This is a genomic window from Leisingera sp. M523, assembly GCF_025141335.1.
Taxonomy (GTDB): domain Bacteria; phylum Pseudomonadota; class Alphaproteobacteria; order Rhodobacterales; family Rhodobacteraceae; genus Leisingera.
In genome coordinates this window covers 1013704-1034911 of record NZ_CP081036.1, presented here as the reverse complement: position 1 = coordinate 1034911, position 21208 = coordinate 1013704, and the positions used below count along the sequence as shown (strand labels likewise).

Sequence of the window (21208 nt, the reverse complement as noted above, 5' to 3'; positions counted from 1 at the left end):
AAAGGGACAAGACGCACAGAACACGGGAAAATCCGTGTTTTTCCGTGTCAGTTCCGTAACTTTCCGGGAATATTCTGTGACCGTCACAGAATGCACAGATTACACCCGGCCCTATCATGCGGCGTGTTCCACCTGGAATTCATCCAGGGCACAGCGAATGAACACCTCACGCCGCTGCACATCGGGATAGCGGTCTTCCAGCCAATCATTGAACCGCTCAAGGAAGCCCGCAGCCCGCAAGAGCTGCCCCGCCCCGATCCGGTTCTCAATCATGACCTGCAGATCCTTCAGCCGCTTGTTCCGCGTGCGCTGCTCCTGATTGCTCTGGTTCTTCCGCTTGGATTTCAGGGCCTCGACAGCCACTTCCGTCACCACTGGATGCGCCCACCGGATTTCCCCATTGTCGCACCGAACCCGGGCCCAGTTATGCAACGGCGAAAACTTTCGCTCAGTCAAAGCTTTCCACTTTTCCAGTGGCACGCGCAGCTCATAGGCCAGTTGATCATCATCACAGGGCAGAGTGCCAATAGGTGTTTCATCCTGCGCAATGAAGAAGAGCTGCATGCCGTACCAGCCGACCTCAGGGTCAGCTTTCCGTCTGAACTCACTGGCCCGCCAGCGCTTGAGGTTCCACTGCAAGAAGTAATGCGAGTCCAGCCTGTCGCTGGCTGAAATCGGGTATTCGTCCAATGCTTCAGCATCGATCGGCTGCAGATGCCTTGCGTGTGCATTCATTGCCCTGCCCTTCCTCTTGTTATCGTTCCAGCCCGCCCTGCAGCAGACCTCAAATTCCTGTCAGCCGCGACGAACGCGCACCGTTGAAAACGGCCGCCCGTGCGCGTGTTCGTGACGGACGAAATCAGCGCCAGTCAGACGCCGGTTCATCTCTTCAAATTCTTTCTGGAAATGCGGCAAATTCTGGCATCGCTTCCCCACCGCCTTAAGCCCGTAGATCACTGATGTATGGCACTGCAGCCCCAGCGCTTCGGCCATCTGCGGAGTACTCAAGTTGGTGCGCCGCCGCATCAGCGCCATGGCCATTTGGCGCGGCCAGGACACCCGGCGCGTTTTGTCCGGGCTGATCAGCTCGCCATGACCAAGGCCGTAATACTCACAGACCACCCCAAGGATCTCTCTGGACCGCAACGGACGGCTGGGCGATGGCAGGCACTCAGTCATTGATCAGCATCCCACGATCGAACCCAGCATACCCAAGACCGCCATCCGGATAGTCTCCGGCGCGCTCCAACTGTGCCCGGCACGGCGGCACCCAATGAAGCTCAGTGACGCCGGAACGGTGATCACGAAGGAACACCACCCAGCAATAGGCCGTGGCAGTGCTGCCCTTTGGTGCCAGCCGCCCCTTGTGCATCACAACACGCTCAGAAAATTGCAGAACGAATGCTGGCGGACGCTTCGAGAACAGATCTTCATACCGCCGCTGACCTTCCAAAAAAGCGCTGCGCACCAGGAAGGCACAACCCTCGCGGCTTGTCCGCAAGGCGCGCTCAATGAACTGTTCGGCCAGCTTGAAAGGCGGGTTTGAAATCGTCCAATCAACCGCCGCCGGATCATCACCCCAAAGGTAATCACGAACGGGGAAACCGGCACCGTAATCGTGAACGTCCGCCGCCTCGACGCCGTCGAAGATTTCAGCCAGAACGCGCACCATGTGGCCCCGGTTTGCGGCGGGTTCACGCGCCACCCCGCCAGCGGTAAACCCCTGCGATACCAAAAACTGCCAAAGCGCCCGCGCGGCCCATGGCGGCGTCGGAAAGTCATCAAGGCTGCTGTGCTCCTCGCTCCGCTGCTGCATGACAGCACTGGAAAGGTTCTGCCCCATCAGACGCCCCCGTTCAGCACATAAACCGGCTTGTTCATCTCCAGCGCCAGAAAGGCCGCCAGCCACACCCCGGCAAAATGCTGCCAGCCGGGCAACACCGGAACAATCACAAGATCAGCGCACCGCACAGCGCCCTCTGGCCGCTCAACGGCAAGCCCCGCCTCGGAGGCCATGAACGCCGGAGACAGCGGCAGAATGCCAGCACGCGCCAGCATCCCCATCCAGGCAATTGCCACATCTGCGGCCAATACCGGCCCGCCGTCAAAACCCTCATAGGGCGTTGCCAGGCAGGCAAGTTTCCCAGCGGCGCTGGCAGCAACATCCGCTAGCAAGACACCCTCATGCAGCAACACCGACTTAGCGGATTGATTGCGCATGCGCTCCCAATTCAGAGGCCCGCCAAAATCAAGCATGGGCCACCCCCCCAGGAAAAGGGGCGCGCGGCGTCACTCCGGCCACGCGCCCAAGTCCAACAGGGAGGTATTCAGGGGCTTCCTGCAGGCACGCCTGCCCCCGGTCGGCGCTACACACGGGAGGAAGCCCCCGCCCTGCAGCAATACCGCAGACAACCGGGGCTTGTCCGCCGCCCCGATTGCCTGCACCTTCCGCGGTAGACCAACACACAACGAAAGGGATTCTTTGATGATTTTCCGGCTTGCCTGCGCCGCCGTTGCGATCTGCATCGCAACCCACTCCAGCGCCAGCGAGTTCTGCAGCCCCAAGGCCGCATTCCGCATCTGCCACGCACTCCACCAGACCGAACAGCCCAGCTATGCATTTTACAGCAATTGCATGGACACTCAAAAAGCTGCTTGCGAGGCTGCACTGGACCTCTCGCAGAAGTTTTTTCCATCCTCGACAGAAGGAGAGAAAGCGGCCCTGCAGAATTGTGCCACCAACGATGCAGGGCGCCTTGACTGGATCTACAGCTTTGAGTGCGGCATGAACGTGGCAAAGGTGCGCAACGAACGGATTTACACAAAGTTTCTCGCCGACCGAAGCCTGCAAGACCCCGGCAACTTGGGAGCCACCTGCACAAACCTGTACGTTGCTGCAGACGATGTGCGCCGCTGCCTCGGCGACAACAAACACCTTTTTCTGCCGACCGAATAGCGAAGGGCCGTTTTCTGGACGGAGGAGCATCACACCGAAGCTCGCTCTGCCAGCTTGCAGTCATTGGCGACACAACGAAGCGTAAACGGAAGTTCAGGGAACGGAATTGCATCCTGATCTTCGACGGATCGCCCCATTTCCCGAAGGTTCTTTCTGCGGCGCTTGTGGGCCTCGTGCCATGCATCCAGCTTTTCCCACGTTGTTTCGAAACCACGCGAAGGAAGAATTTGGACCAACCTTGAATCATAAGAACGAGGGATCTCACCCCGCAACTTCCAAGCCCGGCACTTGTTGTATTCACCACCCAAGTCCGCCTGCAGATCCGAAATCCGGTTCCATATGCCAAAAATCTTACTCATGATGGGTAAATTATACATTTTGTGTTGATTGACAACCCGTTTCGCATAGATATCTGCGATATGTACGATCACATGGAAATAGCAGACCGCCTTAGAGACGCCCGTATAGCCGCGGGCTTTCGTTCCGCCGCAGAGGCCGCCACCAGCTTTGGCTGGACCGGATCAACGTATGCCGCACACGAAAACGGCACACGAGGTTGCAAACCTGCTGATATCAAGAAGTATGCAGACGCCTTCCAGGCTGACCCTTGCTTCATCACTTACGGCGCCCACACGAAGAGCCCGGTGATTTCCGGGCTCAGCGATGGGGCTCTGAAAGAGGTTATCACCTTCGTGTTAAGTCACGACGGAGCGGATACAGCCAACCCTCGGGACATTGCAGACATGGTCTTGGATATCTGTGACTACGTCAGGCAGTCCGGTGATGGCGGCTTGCAAAACGTCGTGAACTTCGCGTTTCACCGCCGCGCCGCTCGATCTGGATAGCCATATTCTCCAGCTTCCGAATCATGGCTGATGCGTCTGGATGAAAATACCCGACTTCGGGAGCGCTGAACCCGCACAACTCCCTACTTCTCCTGACCACGGGCAGCAAACCGAGCGCCCTATAAGTAATGCGAATCGGGTTTTCTCTCCAAGCCCAGATGCAAAACGTCTTCCAACCTAGAGTCAGGGAAGCCCGCAACATTTCAGCCATCATTTCTGGCCCTGCTGTGCTTCCCCGGTACTCCGGTAAAAAGTAACACGCGTGAAGGTCCGCAGCCGCCTCTGGGATTTCAGGATCTGAGTTTGGCGCAAGGTGAGCGAACCCAACAATACGCCCCTCATCCTCCAGCACCCAAGTCAGCCCCTCAGCAGGCTGTGCAAGCCTATGCTTCCATTGCTCAACTCGTACACTGAGGTTCCTGGCCCGCCTCAACCCCTGCGGCAAGAATGGGTAGCACTCCTCCCAGCACTGAACATGAACCTTGGCGATCCCTGCGGCATCATCAGCACATGCAAATCTTATGCTATACATTTTGTAGATTCCCTTATACGTTCGCGCTGACAATCTACCCCCACCCGTGAAAAAGCAGAGAGAGAATGCACGTTATTGGAGCGCAGGAAATCAGTGAGAAGCTCGCCAAGCTCGGCGACCCAAAGCCAGTCAACACTCAACCTCGGAGTGTCGGACCTCGTTGGAATTGGGCCTACAGTGCAGCGTTTGCAGCAGCAGGCGCACTACTTGGCGCCGGTATGACAGCCGCACTTACAACACAGGCAAACTCAGCAAGGCTGTCACCGGAGGCAGTTGATTGGATTATTCTTGAAATTGCCCAGGCCAGGGACATTACCCCCAACACGGCCAGAAGGCTGTTGGAGATGCAGGACCAACATTAAGAGAGAGGGCGCCAAGATTGGCGCCCTCTTTTCCTTCACAGCAAACACAAAACAGCTTACTCTGCCCCGCCCCTCGCCTCATAATACACAAAGATGACATTGTACTCCTCGGATCGGCGCCAATGAACTGTTACAGACATACCGCGAACCTCTAAGTTCTCAGCGCCGTACAAGCCATCAAACGCCATCCCCTTCAGAACAGTCTTGTTCATTTCGGAAAGAGGCCTATTGGACGCTATCACCTCACCAGATGAAATGATTGAGACACCGCAGAAGGGGCACATGTGCGCTTTGGGTAATAGGGATTCAGGGGGAACCGTCAACACGACGACAGGCTGCTTTCTTTTCCTGCCTACAGGCACCGCCATAGATAGGGGCACAAACGACTGACCGGATTGCCTGCCGATGACAGGAGCGCCAATCACCATCACCTTTGCCTTAGCGTCGGTTGTGTCCTTAAAATAACGCCGATCACTCAAATCCTTGGCGCCTAGGAAAGGGAGAAAGTTGAAGCTATCAAACTTCAGCGTACCGCTTTCGTCCAAGGCCAGAATTGACCGAAAATGCTGATTGTCGTTCAAAATCCCTTTGAGCGCGACATGCCCCTGCATACCGCCAGCCTGAGAGTTCTCCGCAACGTAGTCTGCGCTTGAGCGCAAGACATGTTCCGCCAATGCGAACCGGCTGACCCCAAGTTCATAAATAAGGTGGAACTCTGAAAATTCTTGCGCAAACGATCCTCCGCCCAATGGAAGCACCGCCAGAATTGCAATTCCAGCCGCCCAGCGGCGAATCTTGGTCGTTAGCAACTTGCCACCCGAAATCTTCTTTAAGGCGAACTGTACAGGATTACCTTCAGCGCTCATAGCCCTTACCTCCAGACAAACCGTCACCTAACAAAACTATACATTTTGTATTGACGAAGCAATACGTTTTGGGCAAATTCTCCACAGCGTAGAGAAACACCATGGGAGTATGCACTGTGAATAGAACCGTATCGGCAGAAGCACTCAGTGTTGTCAGCAACCCTGAAGAGTTCTGCGAGAACCCCAACCATTTTGTCTGGTCGTGGGCAGTCTTGAAAACCGGACGCGGCCAAAAGGTCCGGTTTGACAACCTGCCCGCTCCGGCCCACCGGATCGATCGCGACAATTATCTGTCCACCCGCATCCGCCGCCACATCGCGAAAATGGGTTATTCCACCCGGCCGCCGGCACTCATCGCCCCGGGGGCACGCGCATGACCGGCCCCACCTCTCAGGAAATCTACTCAGCTGCGCAGAACATGGCCGATGCCAGCCCGTCCGACCGCGCGCTCATGTTCGACGGTTTGGGCGGTGAATCCTGGCCCGCCGACCCGGAACCCGCGGCCTATGACGAGTTTGACTGGACAGTGCGCCTATACGGCCTGACCGCGCGCGCACCCAGCCAGAACGCCGCGATTGAAAAATGGGTCAAATCAGCCCTGACATTGCACCGGGACCGAAAAGCGGCCCGCGCTACCGATGGCCGACCGGACTGCCCTTACAACGGCTCCGCCCCGCTGCCGTCTGTCAGCACACGAGTTGCCGAGGCCGCTTGAAACCTGCGCCTCAGTAAACTGGCCGGGGCAACCACCTATAAGCTCCGGCCTTTTTCCAACAAACGGACCCCGCCAGACCCGCAGAAAGGCAGACGGATGAACAGCACCACAAGGCAGAGACTTGAGGACATGCCGCCAGCTCAACGGGCGGGCATCCTCTGCAATGACCCGCGGTTTCAAGCCTTCGCGGCGATGCGCACCGGCTACCCGGGCAAAACGTTCCTGCCGAGCGCAGCAGCTGAATACGTGCGCCTGACCTGCGGCGTGAACAGCCGCCGCCTGTTGAACACCAACTCTGCCGCCGCCGAACGCTTTGCAGCCCTGCTGACCGAATTCGACGCCCACACCGGCAAGATTGCCCGCCCGCACAGGTAATAGGAGGCACCATGCAGACCGCGACCAGCACCACAGATTGTCCACCTGTCACAGGTGGACACGGCAACACAAAGAGCCAGCCAAAAACATACGAAAAGGTAGAGCTGTTCGGCCTTCGCGCGATTTGGCTGCACTTCGCAAATGAACGGGAACTGCGGCGGCTGGCCAAACTGCACGTCAGGATCAGGCGGCGCGAAGATGCAATCCGGGAACTGAAGAAGGAACGCCGCGAGATTATGGAATGCTGCAAAAAGCGCAGCTACCGGGCGCGGAAACAGAATTGACCACTGATTTCTCTTTCTGCCCCTGCGCGCCAGGGGCAGAAACAAAAACCAGGAGGGTATCAAGTGAACAAGATCAAACGCATCATCGGCCCCACCATCGCCCTGCACGGCGGGGGGTACTTCGACTTTGAAGCGCCGGGAAGCTGCGATTTCACCATTGACGATATCGCCCACGCACTGTCCCACCTCTGCCGCTTCACAGGTCATTGTCAGCGGTTCTATTCGGTGGCCGAGCATTCAGTTCACGCCAGCCGCATTGTCGAACCCGGATTTGAATTGGAGGCCCTGCTGCACGACGCGGCGGAAGCTTTCATAGGTGACATTGCCGCGCCGCTGAAATCCCTGCTGCCAGACTATGCCGTGATTGAGGATCGCGTGGAAAACGCTGTCCTGTCCCGCCTCGGCGTACCGGTCAAAAAATCCGCCGTGGTAAAGCTAGCCGATCTGCAAATGCTGAAAGCCGAACAGGCCCAGGCCATGGGCCACAGGGAACCCTGGGCACTGCTGGCGGGACTGCCGGACGCCGATGTGCACCTGAAGTTCTGGACGCCGGAAGCTGCCCGGGCCGAGTTCGTCAACCGCTATCAGGAGCTGACCGCATGAACACCTTCTGGCTACTTACTGCCAAATATGAAGGCAATCCGCTTGTACCCGTGGACGCCCTGCGCACCGACTATTTCGGCGGCATGAGCCGGGACGTGTTTCTAAAAAAGGTGGAAAGCGGAGAAATCCCCCTTCCTCTGACGCGCCTCGGTGAAGGCCAAAAGGCCCCGCGCTGCGTTCACATTTCGGATCTCGCCAAGTACTTTGACGATTGCGCAGAACAGGCTAGAAAAGAGCTCAAGCGAAAGAATTGATGGGCGGGGAATACTTAACTTTATGCCCCAAAGTATGCCTTAAAGAATTTCTATTTAATAAAGTACATAATTTCAACAGGTTACGGCGACATAAATCCAATAACAAATCGCCACGATGTGATGTCCGGGCTTTACGCATATTGCGGGATTCGGTCAAGCGGCAGCGTCTTCGCCAGTCACACGGATGTGAGCGGCGCCGCCTCTTGCCTTACCACCGCTGCCCGTGCTCCTGTGGCCGGGCATTCTGACGGAGGACGACCATGCGGGAGCCGATCCGGCTATTTTACTGGCCAACGCCGAACGGCTGGAAAATCTCCATAGCCCTGGAGGAGATGGACCTGCCTTACCAGGTCACGCTGATCGACATTGGCAACGGCGGTCAATTCGCGCCGGAGTTTCTGAACATCTCCCCCAACAACCGGATGCCCGCAATCATCGACCCGGACGGCCCCGGCGGCACGCCTGTTTCCCTGTTCGAAAGCGGCGCCATCCTGCAGTATCTCGCCCGCAAGACCGGGCAGTTCTATGGCACGGATGAACGCGCCCAGCTGGCAGTGGATCAATGGCTGATGTGGCAGATGGGCGGAGTCGGGCCAATGGCGGGCCAGGCGCATCATTTCCTGAAATACGCGCCCGAGGATCTGCCCTATGCCAAAGACCGCTACCGGAACGAGGTAGCCCGCCTTTACGGCATTCTGGACCGGCAGTTGGCGGAGAATGAGTATGTGACGGGACCGGACTGCACAATTTCTGATATGGCGATCTGGCCCTGGGCCTCGCTGTGGGAAGGCCAGCAGCAGGTATTGGAGGACAAACCGCATCTCGCCCGCTGGCTGGAGCTGATGTGGTCCCGCCCTGGTGTGGTTGCGGGCCGGGCGCTGCATGCGGAGCTGCGCGGCGACCGCTCGGACACCAAGGCGCAGCAGGTGTTGTTCGGCAATTGACGCAAAAAAGGACGCCTGCGGCGCGGGTATTTAAGACCAGAAAGAAGCGATGCCGCAGTGCACCGCAGGTGCGCTGCCCGGCCCAAGGCTATGCGCCTCATCTTGGATGAGGGGCAAAGGTGCGGGAGCCCCCCTGTCAGCCGCAGATTACTCCGCCGGTCCGGCCTCTTCCTCGATCCCGAATTTCTGCAACAGCTGCCCTTGCATCATGAAGAAGGCAAACATCGCCACCGGCAGGCCGAAGGTCTTGAAATAAACCCAGGTGTCGGTGCTTTGGGTCCGCCAGATCAGCTCGTTTGCCACCGCCAGGCCAAAGAAAAAAACGCACAGCCGCCGGGTCAGGATCATCCAGCCCTCCTGCTGCAGCGGCATGACTTCCTCCATCACCACCTTCAGCCAGCTTTGCCCGCGCACAAGCCCGATGCCCAGCAACCCGCCGAACAGAAGATACAGCATCGTCGGCTTCATCTTGATGAACCGGTCGTCGTTGAACCACACCGACATGCCGCCGAACAGCACCACCAGCACCAGGGTCGCAAACTGCATCTTCGACAGATGCCCGGTCAGCTTCCACAGGGCGAGCGTGGACGCCACCATCAGCGGAATAAACGCCGCGGTGATCACGATAAAGCCCTTGTACTCATGGCCGCCGATCAGAAACGCCTCATCCTTCAGCTTCAGATAGCCAATGAAAAAGAGGACAATCGGGCCCAATTCCAATAGCATCTTCAGGGTCGGGTTGATCTTCTTTGCGGCCATGGGGCCTCCTGTCAGTTCTGCGCGCGGTCTCAGCCGCCAATTTCCACTATCACGGCGCCCAGCGCGATCAAAGCCATCAAGGCAATCCGCCGCGGCCCCACGGTTTCCTTCAGCACCAGCCAGCCGATGAGGGCGGCAAACACGGTGGAGGTCTCGCGCAGCACCGCCGCCTCCCCCACCTTGTCCAGCCTTGTGGCCAGCATGATCGCGCCAAAGGAGGCAAAGGCGATCAGCCCGCCAAAAAAGCCACGGACCATCAGCGGCCCAGGTGCCGGCGGCGCGGGCATTCCGCGCCAGCGGGTCAAGGCAATCACCGGAAACACCAGCCCGTCGATCATGAAGAACCACGCCAGAAAAGTGAACGGATCCGCAGTCGCCCGGATGCCATAGGCGTCATATGTGGTGTAGCCCGCCACAAACAACCCGGTGATCACCGCCAGCATCAGCGCCGGCACCAGCGTGTCGCGGTTCACCGTCAGGTAACGGTAGTTGTACGCCGCCAGGCCGAAGATCCCGGCCAGCAGCACCGCCACCCCCAGCCATTGCACCGGGGTGAACACTTCGCCGAACAGGAAAAAGGAGCCGATCACCGTGAACAGCGGCCCGGTCCCGCGCACCACCGGGTAGACGACGGTGTAGCTGCCCTTGGTATAGGCCAGCGCCTGGAACAGCTTGTAGAAGACGTGGATCCCCCAGGCGACAGCGAAGATCAGCCACATATGCGGCTCCGGCCAAGGCACCACAAACAGCGCAAAGGGTGCTGCCATCACACAATAGGAGAAGTCGATCGCCCCGCGCGACAGCCAGGGATCATGGCGCCCTTTTTGCAGCGCACCGAAGACCGCGTGCAGGAAGGCCGCCCAGATGGCCAGAAACAGCGCGGCCTGATGCCCCGCTTCCGTGCCTTCCAGGGAAATCAGCCAATCGCTCAAATCAAATGCCTTTGCGCGGAACGGGAGTGCCGGGGGCTGCCTGCCCCCGGACCCCCGGAGATACTTCTAGCCAGATGAAGGGCGGATCAGGATTTCTCCAAGCCCGTTAGCGCTGCGGCAAATTCTTCCGGATCGAAAGGAGCGAGATCGTCGATCTGCTCACCCACGCCGATGGCGTGGATCGGCAGGCCGAACTTGTCCGCCAGCGCCACCAGCACGCCGCCCTTGGCGGTGCCGTCCAGCTTGGTCATCACCAGACCGGAGACATCCGCCAGCTTCTGGAATGTGCCCACCTGGCTCAGCGCGTTCTGGCCGGTGGTCGCATCCAACACCAGCAGGGTATTGTGCGGTGCTGTTTCGTCCTTCTTGCGGATCACCCGGACAATTTTCGACAGCTCTTCCATCAGATCGGCGCGGTTCTGCAACCGGCCCGCGGTGTCAATCATCAGAAGGTCTGCGCCGTCTTCCTGCGCCTTGGTCATCGCATCAAACGCCAGCGAGGCCGGGTCGGAGCCTTCGGGTGCAGTCAGTACCGGCACGCCCGCACGGTCGCCCCAGACCTGCAACTGTTCGACAGCCGCGGCGCGGAAAGTGTCGCCTGCGGCAATCACCACCTTCTTGCCGGCGCCCTTGAACTGGCTGGCCAGCTTGCCGATCGTGGTGGTCTTGCCAGAGCCGTTGACCCCGACCACCAACACCACCTGCGGCCGTTTGGCGTAGATCGGCAGCGGCTTGGCCACCGGCTCCATGATGCGGGCGACTTCCTGCGCCAGCAGCTCCTTGATCTCGCGGCTGGAAACCTTCTTGCCCATCCGCCCTTCAGCCAGGTTAGCGGTCACGCGCAGCGCCGTGTCCACCCCCATGTCAGCAGCGATCAGCAGCTCTTCCAGCTGCTCCAGCATATCGTCATCCAGCGCCCTGCGCGGTTCAGCAGCAACGGTGCGGCCCATCAGGCGGCCCAAGAAGCCCGGGGATTTTTTCTCAGGCTCCGATGCCGGCTGCGGCGCGGGGACAGGTTTAGAAGCAGCGGCCGGCTTCGGTGCAGGCGCGGGTTCAGGTGCAGCTTCGGGCGCAGGTTCCGGCTCGGCCACAGGGTCCGGTTGCGGAACCGGAGCAGGTGCAGGCTGCTCCGGCGTTACCGCCGGGGACTCTGCCAGGGCCTCAACTTGGGCCTCCCCGACCTCCTCCGCGCTGCTGTCCGCCCCCTCCTCGACAATCGCATCGAGTCCCTGCTCGAGCTTGGAGGAGGATTTGAACAGCCGCTCCTTGAGCTTTGAGAAAAACGCCATCTTAGTCTCCGCAAAAGGGTCTGCACCCCACCTAATGCGGATTTACCCGGAGTGCAAAGCGCAAGGCACCGCCAGGTTCAGGAAAATGCAGCCAGAAACCCGGCTTGCGCCCCCCAATACAGCACCCAGACCGCATATGGCGTGATCCGCCGCAGCGGGTGCTCTGCGCTCAGGACAAAGGTTTCCGCCGCCAGGATCATGTCCGACAGCATGAAGGCACAAGCCGCGGCAAAGACCCAGGTGCCAAACGGCAGGGTCAGCGCCGCCGCTCCCATGCCCAGGATGACCGGGATATAGGCCAGCACCGGCCCCTTCAGCGCGCCCGCCCGCGGCGCCAGAACGCGCGCCATGATCAGGCCCAGAACCAGCAGCCCGGCAGCAATCCCCGCAGCCGGCATGTGCATGAGCCGGGCAGGATCGCTGTCCGGCCGGGTCAGGAACAACGCCGCATAAGCCAGATGCCCAGCGGCAAAAGCCCCCACGCCCGCCATAAAGGCGCGTTCGCCGCCGCGCGACAGGAACAGATCCCCCAGCGCGCAAAAGCCAAGCGCCAGTACCAGAAGCAGCGGCACCCCCGCCAGCCCGGCGCCAAGCGCCAGCAGCGCAACCGCTGCTGTTTTTGCCAGACTGCGCAGAATACCGGGCGGCTGGACGGTCAGGCCCAAATACCCGGCGGCGCAGAGTGCTGCCCCTGCCGCCGTCAATTGCATCATCAAAGTCCTACCTCCCTGCCCGTTTGCGCCAGTTGGCTGCAAGACAGGCGCCGGGTCAAAGGTGACCAAGCAGGAGCCTGGCAGCGCCGCTCCGCTTTACGGCCCGTTTGCTGCCCGTTTTTGCAGCCTGCGTGTTTCCCTTGGCCCGGACCCGGACACTCTGGCACAGTGAACCCATGCGCTGTCTGATGCTGATTCCCCTGGTTGCCGCCCTCAATGGGCCGCTGTGTGCTGCCGAGCCGCTGAACGCCGACCAATTTGACCGCTATACCCAGGGCCGCACGCTGTTCTATGGCTTTGGCGGCAGCATGTACGGGGTGGAACGCTATTTGCCCGGACGCCGGGTGATCTGGTCCTTTCTGGACGGCAGATGCCAGGAGGGCAGCTGGTATGAAGACGCAGGCCGGATCTGTTTTGTCTATGAAAACCGGGGCGATCCGCAGTGCTGGAGCTTTGAGCTCACCCCCGGCGGGCTGACCGCCCGGTTTGAGGATGACCCGGCCTCGACGGAATTGTACGAGGCCGAAGACATCGGCGAGGACATGCTGTGCTACGGCCCGGACGTTGGCGTCTGAGGCGGGCTGGGTATTTCAGACCAGAAAGAAGCTAGAACAGCGAGCCCTGACCGCCGCCGGACGGTTTCGCAGCAACGGTCTGGGAACCAGGATCCGCGATGCCCTCCTCAAGGTCCAGCATGCCGTCGGCAAATTCGATCTGCAACGGGCCGCCCTTGGCCGCGGCGGCCCTGGTTGTGAGGATCTCGGCGCCCGAACGCACCACCGCATAGCCGCGCTCCAGCGTGGCCTTGTAGCTGAGGATCTCCAGCTGGCGGCCAGCGGCGGAGAGGTTTTGGCGCTGGCGGTCAAGACGCAGCGACTGCGCCGCATCCAACCGCTGCGCCAAACGGGCCAGCGCGTCCTTGCGGGCTGTGATCTCGCGCTGGATCGGGCGCAGGGTCAGGCGCGAGGACAGGTTTTGCAATCGGTCCCGGCGCCCTTGCACCAGTTGGCGCAGGGTGGCGGGGCGTAAGCTGGCAGCGGTTTCACTCAGATACACCCGGCGGCGCTGCACACCGGAGATCAGCGCGCCCGGCAGCCGGTCGGAAATCCGGTCGAGCCGCTGGCGCGGGGTTTCCAGCAGCGTGTCTGGCTTGGGCAACGCGCGGGACAGATCATTCAGCCGCTGGCGCCGCTGCTGCACCGCCTGGCCTGCGGCGCGGGTCAGCCGCGCACCCTGGGTCTCGGCCCAGGCCATCAGTTCCAACCGCACCGGCACCGCCAGCTCTGCCGCCGCCGTCGGGGTCGGCGCCCGGCGGTCGGAGACAAAGTCGATCAGCGTCGTGTCCGTCTCATGCCCGACAGCAGAGATCAGCGGGATCTGCGAGGCGGCGGCGGCGCGGGCCACGACCTCCTCGTTAAAGCCCCACAGATCCTCGATCGAGCCGCCGCCACGGGCGACGATGATCAGATCGGGCCGCGGCAGCGCGCCGCCGGGCGTCAGGCGGTTGAATCCTTCGATGGCGCGGGCCACCTCGGGCGCGCAATTCTGCCCCTGCACAGCCACCGGCCAGACCAGCACCTTGCGCGGGAAACGGTCGCGCAGCCGGTGCAGGATATCGCGGATCACCGCGCCCGACGGCGAAGTCACCACGCCGATGATCTGCGGAAGGTAAGGCAACGGCGTCTTGCGTTCCGGGGCAAACAGCCCCTCTGCCTCCAGCTGTTTTTTGCGCTTTTCCAGCAGCGCCATCAGTGCGCCCTGGCCCGCAACCGCAACCTCGTCCACATTCATGTTGTACTTGGACTGGGCGCCGAATGCGGTCAGCCGGCCCGTGACGACCACCTCCAGCCCCTCCTCGGGCACCACCGACAGGCTGGAAACCTGCCCTTTCCAGGTGGTGCAGGCCAGCACCGAGCGGTCGTCCTTGATGTCGTAGTACAAATGCCCGGAGCGCGCCTTGAACACCCGCCCTACCTCACCCTTGACCCGGATGCGGCCGAAGGTGCCCTCCAGCGTGCGCTTCACCTCGCCGGAGAGTTCCGAAACGGTGAATTCGGGCGCGTTCTGCCCCGGTTTTGGATCATCAAACAGGTCGGACATTGCGGGGCAGCTCTCCTGCGGCTTGCGGCTGGTCTTGTTTTGAATTCGCGCGCAGCATAGAACCCGCCGCAAGCAAGGCAAGCCCCGGACAGGGCCGGGGCGCCTCTCGGCTCAGTCAGATCGGAGTAGACGCAGATGAACATCCTTATCCTTGGCAGCGGCGGGCGCGAACACGCATTGGCCTGGGCGGTGATGCAAAACCCCAAATGCGACAAGCTGATCGTGGCGCCGGGCAATGCAGGGATCGCGCAAATCGCCGATTGCGCGTCGTTCGACATCGAGGATGGCGGCGCGGTCGCCAGTTTCGCGGAAGAGAACGCCATCGATTTCGTGATCATCGGCCCCGAGGCGCCGCTGGCCGCAGGGGTGGCCGACCGTCTGCGCGAGGCGGGCCTCTTGGTGTTCGGCCCGTCTGAGGCGGCGGCCAGGCTGGAAGCCTCCAAAAGCTTCACCAAGGAAGTCTGCGATGCAGCCAATGCGCCCACCGCTGGCTATGGCCATTTCACTGATGCAGAAACCGCCAAGGCGCATGTGCGCAAACACGGCGCGCCTACTGTGGTCAAGGCCGACGGGCTGGCCGCCGGCAAAGGCGTGATCATCGCCATGACCGAAGAAGAAGCCATCGCCGCCATTGACGACATGTTCGGTGGCGCCTTTGGCGGGGCCGGCGCCGAGGTGGTGATCGAGGAGTTCATGGAAGGCGAAGAGGCGTCTTTGTTTATTCTGGTGGACGGTGAGGACGTGCTGGCGATCGGCTCAGCCCAGGACCACAAGCGCGTGGGTGAAGGCGACACCGGCCCCAACACCGGCGGCATGGGTGCCTATTCCCCGGCACCGGTGCTGACCGCCGAGATCGAAGCCCGCGCGATGGACGAGATCGTCAAGCCCACCATGCGGGTGATGGCTGAGCGCGGCATGCCATATCAGGGCGTGCTTTATGCGGGTCTGATGATCAAGGACGGGCAGCCGCGGCTGGTGGAATACAACGTCCGCTTTGGCGATCCGGAATGCCAGGTGCTGATGATGCGGCTGGGCGCGCAGGCGCTGGACCTGATGCACGCTGCGGCTGAGGGCCGCCTGGCCGAGGCGCAGGTGAACTGGGGCGACGATCATGCGATCACGGTGGTGATGGCGGCTGAGGGCTATCCCGGATCTTACCAAAAAGGGTCGGAAATCAAGGGGCTGAAGGCCCTGCCCGAGGACAGCAGCAACATGGTCTTCCACGCCGGCACCAAGGCTGAAAACGGCAAGGTGCTGGCAGCCGGCGGCCGGGTTTTGAACGTGACCGCCCGCGGTGAGACCCTGAAGGAGGCCCGCGACCGCGCCTATGCGATGGTTGACGGGGTTGATTGGCCGCTGGGGTTTTTCCGCCGCGACATCGGCTGGCGCGCGCTGGGTTGAGCATCTGTCCCGGCGGCGGTTCTCCCGCCTGTTTCCAGTCAATCGCAGATTGACAGTCTCAGTTGGGCGTGGCCGGGCGCAAATGCGCCCGGTGCGGCGGTATTGTTCCACCAGCAGGCAGTCTTCCTGACCGGAGCATTGCGGTGCTCTGGACTTCAGCCAGAATCGGGATGCAGCGAAGCAATGAGAACCGTCCAAGGCGGCAAAGGCCAGTATCTGCAGGAGAAAGCGGCATGCCGTGCCATTCCCTCTTTGCGGCTTCTCATGCCGTCTGCACCGCTTGCCTTCTGCCATTGGCCAGCCGGGAGTATTTCCGGCCCGCCCTCCGGGTGGCCCAGCTGTGAAACAGCCCCGCCGGGTCAATGCTAACGATCCGCGGCGTGCAGGCCCTGATCCGGCGCAGCTTTGCCTATATCAACGGGCGCATTGATCCGCCGTCTTCCATGCACCGGCTGACGGGGGATCCATGAAGGATCGCTATCTGGCCGGCAGCAAGATTCGGGCCGTCGGCAGCCTGCCTGCGGCTTGCATATTCCTGATATCAAAGACGGACTGTCTGTATCTGGGCAAACTGGCAGTGGATCCGGCCCGACGCGGATTGGGCCAGGCAAGGCAGAGGGTGGACCTGGCGGCAGAGCGCGCCAGGGGTCTTGGCCTGTCGGCGCTTGAATTGCAGAGGAAGGTCGAACTTGTGGAAAACCACCGCAGGTTCGACCGTCTGGGATGTATCAAGACCGCAGAAGGCGCTTATCCTGGCTGCAGCAGGGTGACCGGTATCACCATGCGCGTGACGCTATAGCGCCAGTTTTCTGAGCCGGGCGAAACAATTGCCGCTCCACAGGCCAAAGCGCACCCGGCCGGTCAGAAGAGCGACAGAATCGGATCGCTGATCCCGCTGTTGAAAGGCGCGTTGAGATCTGCCAGCATCAAGAACCTGTTGCGGAATTCATCCAGTTTTCCGGCTTCGAGAAAATCTGCAGGATGGGTGGTTCCAAATGCAGCATACGAGCGCTCCTTCATTTCCTCCACCTGCCTGTCCACATCCAGCTGGCCAAAACTTGATGGCAGCGCCAGCGCGCTTTCAAAAATCGTTTTCAGCGGCGGCGAACCGATAATGCCGTACCAATGGGCGTTTTCGCTGCCGCCTGCATCAGCAACGGTTTGCAGCTCGCGCTCAAAGGCCAGTGCCAAGCGCATGTTCTGATCGCTCTCACCGATCTCAATTTCAAACTGGCGGGTGGTGTAAAGCTCGGAAAGTTGCTCGGCAAAGCCTTCGGGATACTCCCGGCCGGTTTCTCCCCCATTGAAGGAAAAGGCATGAGCCATGGCCTTCAGGCCGGTATCGTAATGCAAGTTTGCATATGACGTGCTGGACGACAGGTCAGATTCAAAGGCGCGGATCACGGTGTTGAATTCCAACTCCCGTTTACTCTGGCCAAAGATATCCAGTGTCGCTTCAAACAGGCTCAAATCAAAGACCAACTCCCTTGGATCGGAGAAGGTGCCCAGCTTGTCCGTGATCTCATTGGAAAACACCTGCATCTTGCTCACATGATCCGGCCAGCCGTTCTGGAACGCATCAGCAAAGTCAAAGTAGGCAGCATTTTCCGGTTGATTCACATAGGAGTTCGGGTCTGACAGGTCGGATTCCAAAATCTGCCGCAGCTCGGCTTCGTCCCTGCCAAAAAGGCCGAATGTGTCCAGCGCATGCTCCAGAACCTCCGGGTTAGACAACAGCTCATCCGGATCGGTCATTTCATTGATATCCGGCCAGCCGAATCCAAAGGCCTCTGAGACCGCAAGATACCTAGTGTCCTCCAGCTGGTTCACAAAGGAATCCGGATCGGTGGTATCCGAATTCAGAACCCGGCGCAGGAAAACGGGGTTGGAGCTTTCCAGACCGAAGGTTTCGATGACAGCTTGCAGAAGGTTCTCATCCTCCAGCAGCTCATCCGCGCTTGCCAGGCCGTCGGTATGTTCATTGAATTCCCCGACCAGCGCCTGAATGCTGTTGTCATACACCGGCGGCTTGTTGAAACTGAATTGCTCGGCAAACTCGGCATATTTGGGATTGCTCAGCTTGTTGACAAAGGAGTCCGGGTCTTCCAAGTCGGATTCCAGAACTTTCTGCAGAAAGAACTGATTATTTTCTAGGCCTTCAAGGCCAACATTGCCGAGCGCCTTGCGCAGCAGGGTGCCGTTTGCCAGCAAATCATCCGGCGAGGCGACACTGGCAAATTCAGCGCCCGCCTTGGCGGTGGGAAGCGTTGGACCATCCGGACTGTTGAAGCCAAAGGTTTCCGCCAGCGCCTGATACCGGACGTCGTCGAGCCGGTTCACAAAAGACCCCGAGTCGCTGACATCGGACTCAAGCACCTTTTTGATGAACGCCCTGTTGCCGATATCCTCGTCCAGGCCAAAGGCACCGAGCGTGACGGTCAGCAGGTTGTAGTCATCCAGCAACTGGTCCGACGTCTGAATGCCGGTGATTTTTTCATTGAAGTCCTGCACCGTCCGGTCGATGACCGGCGACTTCTCATAAATTTCCTGCTGCTGGTCGCGGGTCCGCTGCAGGAAGGTCCACCCGCTGATGCCGGTGCCCAACACATAGGGTGTAAAGCTCACGCGCCTGTCTCCTGTAAAACCGGCCCAGACAGGTAGCCGCCTGGCGCCGCTCGTCAGGGGCAAGGTAACCAAAGGTGATGAATAAATATGAAACACCGCGCAAAAACCGGGTTGGACGCGGCGCAACAGGTCTGTCTTTCCGGGCGGCAGCGGCGGCAAGCACTCCCGCCTGTTCCAGCCCATCCTTGCGGATGCCCTTCCCAGTTGGGCGCGGCGCCGCGCAGTGCGCGTCGCAGGCAGCGCTTAGCGGCAGGCCATTGCGGCCTGCAGTCCCGTGCCCTGCCGGAACCCGCCGATGTCCCGGCTGGTGATTCTGCCGTTCTGCAGACGGGATGCAATGATCCTGCGCCAATCGCCGCTGGCGGTCACCAGTTCCCGTCCCTGCCCGCAATCGCGAATGCCGGAGGTGATGAAACCCTGGCCGATCTGGTGATTGGTCAGCCCGGGCGTGCTGGCGGCTTCAGTCAGCGCACCGTTCTTGAACCGCCAGATACGCAGAGTTTTGGCCAGATGCGGCCGGTCGATATAGGCAATTTCCACATGCCCGTCGCCATCCAGATCCGCCGCGCCAATGGGTGCCAGCCAGCGGTTGCGGGTGCCGATATGCGGGGTGGCGGCGATCTTTTCGCCGCGGGCATCATAGATGGCCAGCTGGGCGCCCTCTGCCACATCGGTCTCGACCACCAGCACCTCGGGGCGGCCATCGCCATCGATATCCGCCAGCCGCGGTGCGATGTCCTCGAACACATGATCCAGCGGCAGGCGGATCAGGATTTCGGACTTCTGATAGACCGCCTTGGCGGACAACCCGCCGGAGCCAGTGTTTTCCACCTTCAGTACCAGCGCGCCGTATTCCGCATCATTGCCCAGCACTGCATGGCCATAGCGTGTGGTGGGCTCGCCGTAACGCGCCGAGACCACCCTGCCCTCAGCCGCCAGAACAGACGGGCCGGCCAAGGCCAGCCCCAAACACATCGCCCGCCAAACGCGGCGGACGGAACGGGGCCGCACGCGCAACGGAAAACGCCGCGCCGCTGCCCCTGCGCTCATCAGATCTGCTTTTCGGGCATATGCACCACCAGCCCGTCCATCGCATCGCTCACCTTGATCTGGCAGGTCAAGCGCGAGCGGGCCGGATCGGGCTCATAGGCGAAATCCAGCATATCCTCTTCCATGTCGTCCTTGGCGGGCAGCTTCTCAACCCAGTCCGGCGCAATGTACACGTGACAGGTCGAGCAGGCGCAGGCGCCGCCGCAATCGGCCTCGATACCCGGAATATTGTTGTCGCGCGCGCCTTCCATCACGGTCAGCCCGTTGGCGACGTCCACCACATGGCTGGTGCCGTTGTGCTCGATGTAAGTGATCTTTGCCATTGTCAGCTCTCTTCCCTTTTCCGGTACTTGCGCGACTGTGTAGCCAAGCCCCTGCGCCGGTGCCACCCCCAATTGCGACCCCGCCCTGCCGCAGCTGGACTTTTCGCGCCAATGTTCTACGTTTGTTCACGTCGGATATTTTTCAACCGCAAGGCCGTTTTCCTCATGCCAGCCCCCGTCTCACCCCCCGCATCACCCCCTGCCTCAGTTCTCCCCCCTGCCGCAGCCTGCGCAGCAGGCGGGCACGGATCCCAACCCTGGCCGCACCCGCCGCACTGCCTGCCTGCGGCCCGGCTGCAGGAACCGCCCCAGAACGCCTGCATCACCGTCGCCGGGCTGGTGATCCTGCGCCAGCGCCCCGGCACCGCCAAGGGCGTAATCTTTGTCACGCTTGAGGACGAGACCGGCATCGTCAACGTGATCATCTGGCGCAAGATCTACGAGGCTTTCCGCCGCGCGGTGATCTCAGGCCGGCTCTTGCGCGTCACCGGGCGGCTGCAGCGGGCGCATTCCGTCACCCATGTGATTGCCGAAACGGTTGAGGACATTTCGCCGATGCTTGACCTGTTGCTGGCGGAACAAAGCCGCCGGGATGATCCCGCCTTTGCGCAAGGGCCGGAACTGGGCTAACCTGCCGTCAAAGCACCGGCGCCCGGAACTGACAGGGGCGCCGGCAGAGGCACAGTGACAAAGGCATCCGGGCATGACGCCGAGCATATTCGAAACCAGCCGCCGGTTCTGGCCCGGGCTGCTGCTGGCGCTGCTGGCGGCCTGCGTCCAGCCGCCGCCAGGCGGCGATGTCTCCCGCGCCGGCCGCTATGCCCCGCCCGGCGCGCCGCCCGATACCTGCTGGAGCACGCACACCTCGCCCGCCGTCGTTGAGACCATCACCAGCCAGGTGCTGACTCAACCCGCGCAAACCAACAGCAGCGGCCAGGTCATCCGCCCCGCCATCTTCCGCACCGAGACCCGCCAGCAGATCGTGCAGCCGCGGCAGAAGCGCTGGATAGAAATCCCCTGCCCCGCCATGATGACGCCCGGCTTTATCCGGTCAATCCAGCGCGCCCTGGCCGTCCGCGGGGTCTACCGCGGGCCCGTTCACGGACAGATGGACGCCGCCACCCGCAAGGCTGTGCAACGCTATCAGGCACCACTGGGACTGGACAGCGGCACCCTGACACTCACCTCCGCCCGCAAGCTGGGACTGGTCGCCGTGGCGGGCTGAACCAACCGGTTCAGTTCCCCGGTTCCCCGGTGTCCACGCCTCTGCTAAGGTCCGC

General features: G+C 61.0%; 29 protein-coding genes. 14 read left to right on the top strand and 15 right to left on the bottom strand.

Annotated elements, in window-relative coordinates; all coding sequences use genetic code 11:
- Positions 1-114: 114 nt before the first annotated feature.
- From K3557_RS04980 to K3557_RS04965, 4 genes are read right to left on the bottom strand one after another with little or no spacing between them, the layout of a single operon-like run.
- Complete coding sequence (locus K3557_RS04980) at positions 115-735, bottom strand: hypothetical protein (protein WP_259998060.1); 621 nt, start codon at positions 733-735, stop codon at positions 115-117.
- Between the two features lie 60 nt (positions 736-795).
- The gene (locus K3557_RS04975; protein WP_259998058.1) at positions 796-1179 is read right to left on the bottom strand and encodes a helix-turn-helix domain-containing protein; all 384 of its coding nucleotides are present in this window, start codon (positions 1177-1179) and stop codon (positions 796-798) included.
- Entirely contained in the window at positions 1172-1843 is a 672-nt protein-coding gene (locus K3557_RS04970) for a hypothetical protein (RefSeq protein ID WP_259998056.1), read from the bottom strand. The genes K3557_RS04975 and K3557_RS04970 overlap by 8 nt, the downstream gene beginning before the upstream one ends.
- On the bottom strand, positions 1843-2256 hold the full coding sequence (locus tag K3557_RS04965; RefSeq protein WP_259998053.1) for a hypothetical protein: 414 nt from the start codon (positions 2254-2256) through the stop codon (positions 1843-1845). Before K3557_RS04965 ends, K3557_RS04970 begins: the two co-directional genes overlap by 1 nt.
- Before the next feature lie 229 nt (positions 2257-2485).
- On the opposite strand from K3557_RS04965, the gene K3557_RS04960 reads away from it, so the two are divergent.
- Entirely contained in the window at positions 2486-2956 is a 471-nt protein-coding gene (locus K3557_RS04960) for a hypothetical protein (protein ID WP_259998051.1), read from the top strand.
- A 29-nt stretch (positions 2957-2985) separates the two neighbouring features.
- Here the strand turns inward: K3557_RS04960 and K3557_RS04955 are convergent, their stop codons facing one another.
- Positions 2986-3315, bottom strand: a complete 330-nt coding sequence (locus K3557_RS04955) for a hypothetical protein (RefSeq protein ID WP_259998048.1) — start codon at positions 3313-3315, stop codon at positions 2986-2988.
- A gap of 24 nt (positions 3316-3339) precedes the next feature.
- Between K3557_RS04955 and K3557_RS04950 the strand changes: the two genes are divergently transcribed.
- On the top strand, positions 3340-3801 hold the full coding sequence (locus tag K3557_RS04950) for a helix-turn-helix transcriptional regulator (RefSeq protein ID WP_259998046.1): 462 nt from the start codon (positions 3340-3342) through the stop codon (positions 3799-3801).
- On the opposite strand, the gene K3557_RS20570 is transcribed toward K3557_RS04950, so the two are convergent.
- Both K3557_RS20570 and K3557_RS04945 read right to left on the bottom strand, forming a co-directional pair.
- Positions 3725-4333: a GNAT family N-acetyltransferase gene (locus tag K3557_RS20570; protein WP_409201203.1), complete on the bottom strand. Its 609-nt coding sequence runs from the start codon at positions 4331-4333 to the stop codon at positions 3725-3727. The genes K3557_RS04950 and K3557_RS20570 overlap by 77 nt on opposite strands.
- 418 nt (positions 4334-4751) lie before the next feature.
- Complete coding sequence (locus tag K3557_RS04945) at positions 4752-5561, bottom strand: hypothetical protein (RefSeq protein ID WP_259998043.1); 810 nt, start codon at positions 5559-5561, stop codon at positions 4752-4754.
- A 116-nt stretch (positions 5562-5677) separates the two neighbouring features.
- On the opposite strand from K3557_RS04945, the gene K3557_RS04940 reads away from it, so the two are divergent.
- The 7 genes from K3557_RS04940 to K3557_RS04910 all read left to right on the top strand — a co-directional run bounded on the left by K3557_RS04940 (position 5678) and on the right by K3557_RS04910 (position 8736).
- Positions 5678-5938 (top strand): hypothetical protein, encoded by a 261-nt coding sequence (locus K3557_RS04940; RefSeq protein WP_259998041.1) that lies wholly within the window; start codon positions 5678-5680, stop codon positions 5936-5938.
- Positions 5935-6276, top strand: coding sequence for a hypothetical protein (locus K3557_RS04935; protein WP_259998038.1), 342 nt, complete (start codon positions 5935-5937; stop codon positions 6274-6276). Before K3557_RS04940 ends, K3557_RS04935 begins: the two co-directional genes overlap by 4 nt.
- 129 nt (positions 6277-6405) lie before the next feature.
- Complete coding sequence (locus tag K3557_RS04930; protein WP_259998036.1) at positions 6406-6651, top strand: hypothetical protein; 246 nt, start codon at positions 6406-6408, stop codon at positions 6649-6651.
- Between the two features lie 11 nt (positions 6652-6662).
- Complete coding sequence (locus K3557_RS04925) at positions 6663-6935, top strand: hypothetical protein (RefSeq protein WP_259998033.1); 273 nt, start codon at positions 6663-6665, stop codon at positions 6933-6935.
- A gap of 63 nt (positions 6936-6998) precedes the next feature.
- A complete protein-coding gene (locus tag K3557_RS04920) occupies positions 6999-7538 on the top strand; it encodes a hypothetical protein (protein WP_259998030.1) in 540 nt (179 codons plus the stop codon).
- Positions 7535-7792 carry a pyocin activator PrtN family protein gene (locus K3557_RS04915; protein ID WP_259998029.1) on the top strand — a complete coding sequence of 86 codons (258 nt, stop codon included), beginning with the start codon at positions 7535-7537 and terminating at the stop codon, positions 7790-7792. The genes K3557_RS04920 and K3557_RS04915 overlap by 4 nt, the downstream gene beginning before the upstream one ends.
- A 260-nt stretch (positions 7793-8052) precedes the next feature.
- A complete protein-coding gene (locus tag K3557_RS04910) occupies positions 8053-8736 on the top strand; it encodes a glutathione S-transferase N-terminal domain-containing protein (protein WP_259998028.1) in 684 nt (227 codons plus the stop codon).
- A 147-nt stretch (positions 8737-8883) separates the two neighbouring features.
- Here K3557_RS04910 and K3557_RS04905 read toward each other — a convergent pair whose 3' ends face one another.
- The 4 genes from K3557_RS04905 to K3557_RS04890 form a co-directional block, all read right to left on the bottom strand.
- Positions 8884-9495: an inner membrane-spanning protein YciB gene (locus K3557_RS04905; RefSeq protein ID WP_259998027.1), complete on the bottom strand. Its 612-nt coding sequence runs from the start codon at positions 9493-9495 to the stop codon at positions 8884-8886.
- A 29-nt stretch (positions 9496-9524) separates the two neighbouring features.
- Positions 9525-10427, bottom strand: a complete 903-nt coding sequence (locus K3557_RS04900) for a DMT family transporter (protein WP_259998026.1) — start codon at positions 10425-10427, stop codon at positions 9525-9527.
- Positions 10428-10513: 86 nt separating this feature from the next.
- A complete protein-coding gene (gene ftsY / locus K3557_RS04895; RefSeq protein ID WP_259998025.1) occupies positions 10514-11716 on the bottom strand; it encodes a signal recognition particle-docking protein FtsY in 1203 nt (400 codons plus the stop codon).
- Between the two features lie 77 nt (positions 11717-11793).
- The gene (locus K3557_RS04890; RefSeq protein WP_409201213.1) at positions 11794-12426 is read right to left on the bottom strand and encodes a lysoplasmalogenase; all 633 of its coding nucleotides are present in this window, start codon (positions 12424-12426) and stop codon (positions 11794-11796) included.
- Positions 12427-12617: 191 nt separating this feature from the next.
- On the opposite strand from K3557_RS04890, the gene K3557_RS04885 reads away from it, so the two are divergent.
- On the top strand, positions 12618-13004 hold the full coding sequence (locus K3557_RS04885; protein ID WP_409201202.1) for a hypothetical protein: 387 nt from the start codon (positions 12618-12620) through the stop codon (positions 13002-13004).
- 31 nt (positions 13005-13035) lie between these two features.
- On the opposite strand, the gene xseA is transcribed toward K3557_RS04885, so the two are convergent.
- Positions 13036-14529: an exodeoxyribonuclease VII large subunit gene (xseA, locus tag K3557_RS04880; protein ID WP_259998021.1), complete on the bottom strand. Its 1494-nt coding sequence runs from the start codon at positions 14527-14529 to the stop codon at positions 13036-13038.
- A gap of 135 nt (positions 14530-14664) precedes the next feature.
- Here xseA and purD point away from each other — a divergent pair, with 135 nt between their 5' ends.
- Together purD and K3557_RS04870 are read left to right on the top strand one after the other, a co-directional pair.
- Positions 14665-15930 carry a phosphoribosylamine--glycine ligase gene (gene purD, locus K3557_RS04875; RefSeq protein WP_259998020.1) on the top strand — a complete coding sequence of 422 codons (1266 nt, stop codon included), beginning with the start codon at positions 14665-14667 and terminating at the stop codon, positions 15928-15930.
- A gap of 466 nt (positions 15931-16396) precedes the next feature.
- A complete protein-coding gene (locus tag K3557_RS04870; protein WP_259998019.1) occupies positions 16397-16729 on the top strand; it encodes a GNAT family N-acetyltransferase in 333 nt (110 codons plus the stop codon).
- A 62-nt stretch (positions 16730-16791) separates the two neighbouring features.
- Here K3557_RS04870 and K3557_RS04865 read toward each other — a convergent pair whose 3' ends face one another.
- The 3 genes from K3557_RS04865 to K3557_RS04855 form a co-directional block, all read right to left on the bottom strand.
- Positions 16792-18555 (bottom strand): DUF1217 domain-containing protein, encoded by a 1764-nt coding sequence (locus K3557_RS04865; RefSeq protein ID WP_259998018.1) that lies wholly within the window; start codon positions 18553-18555, stop codon positions 16792-16794.
- Between the two features lie 243 nt (positions 18556-18798).
- The gene (locus K3557_RS04860; RefSeq protein WP_409201201.1) at positions 18799-19605 is read right to left on the bottom strand and encodes an FG-GAP repeat domain-containing protein; all 807 of its coding nucleotides are present in this window, start codon (positions 19603-19605) and stop codon (positions 18799-18801) included.
- Positions 19605-19928 (bottom strand): 2Fe-2S iron-sulfur cluster-binding protein, encoded by a 324-nt coding sequence (locus K3557_RS04855; RefSeq protein ID WP_259991138.1) that lies wholly within the window; start codon positions 19926-19928, stop codon positions 19605-19607. Before K3557_RS04855 ends, K3557_RS04860 begins: the two co-directional genes overlap by 1 nt.
- A gap of 279 nt (positions 19929-20207) precedes the next feature.
- Here K3557_RS04855 and K3557_RS04850 point away from each other — a divergent pair, with 279 nt between their 5' ends.
- Together K3557_RS04850 and K3557_RS04845 are read left to right on the top strand one after the other, a co-directional pair.
- Entirely contained in the window at positions 20208-20558 is a 351-nt protein-coding gene (locus K3557_RS04850; protein ID WP_259999561.1) for an OB-fold nucleic acid binding domain-containing protein, read from the top strand.
- A gap of 73 nt (positions 20559-20631) precedes the next feature.
- Positions 20632-21153, top strand: a complete 522-nt coding sequence (locus K3557_RS04845) for a peptidoglycan-binding protein (RefSeq protein ID WP_259998017.1) — start codon at positions 20632-20634, stop codon at positions 21151-21153.
- Positions 21154-21208: the final 55 nt, after the last annotated feature.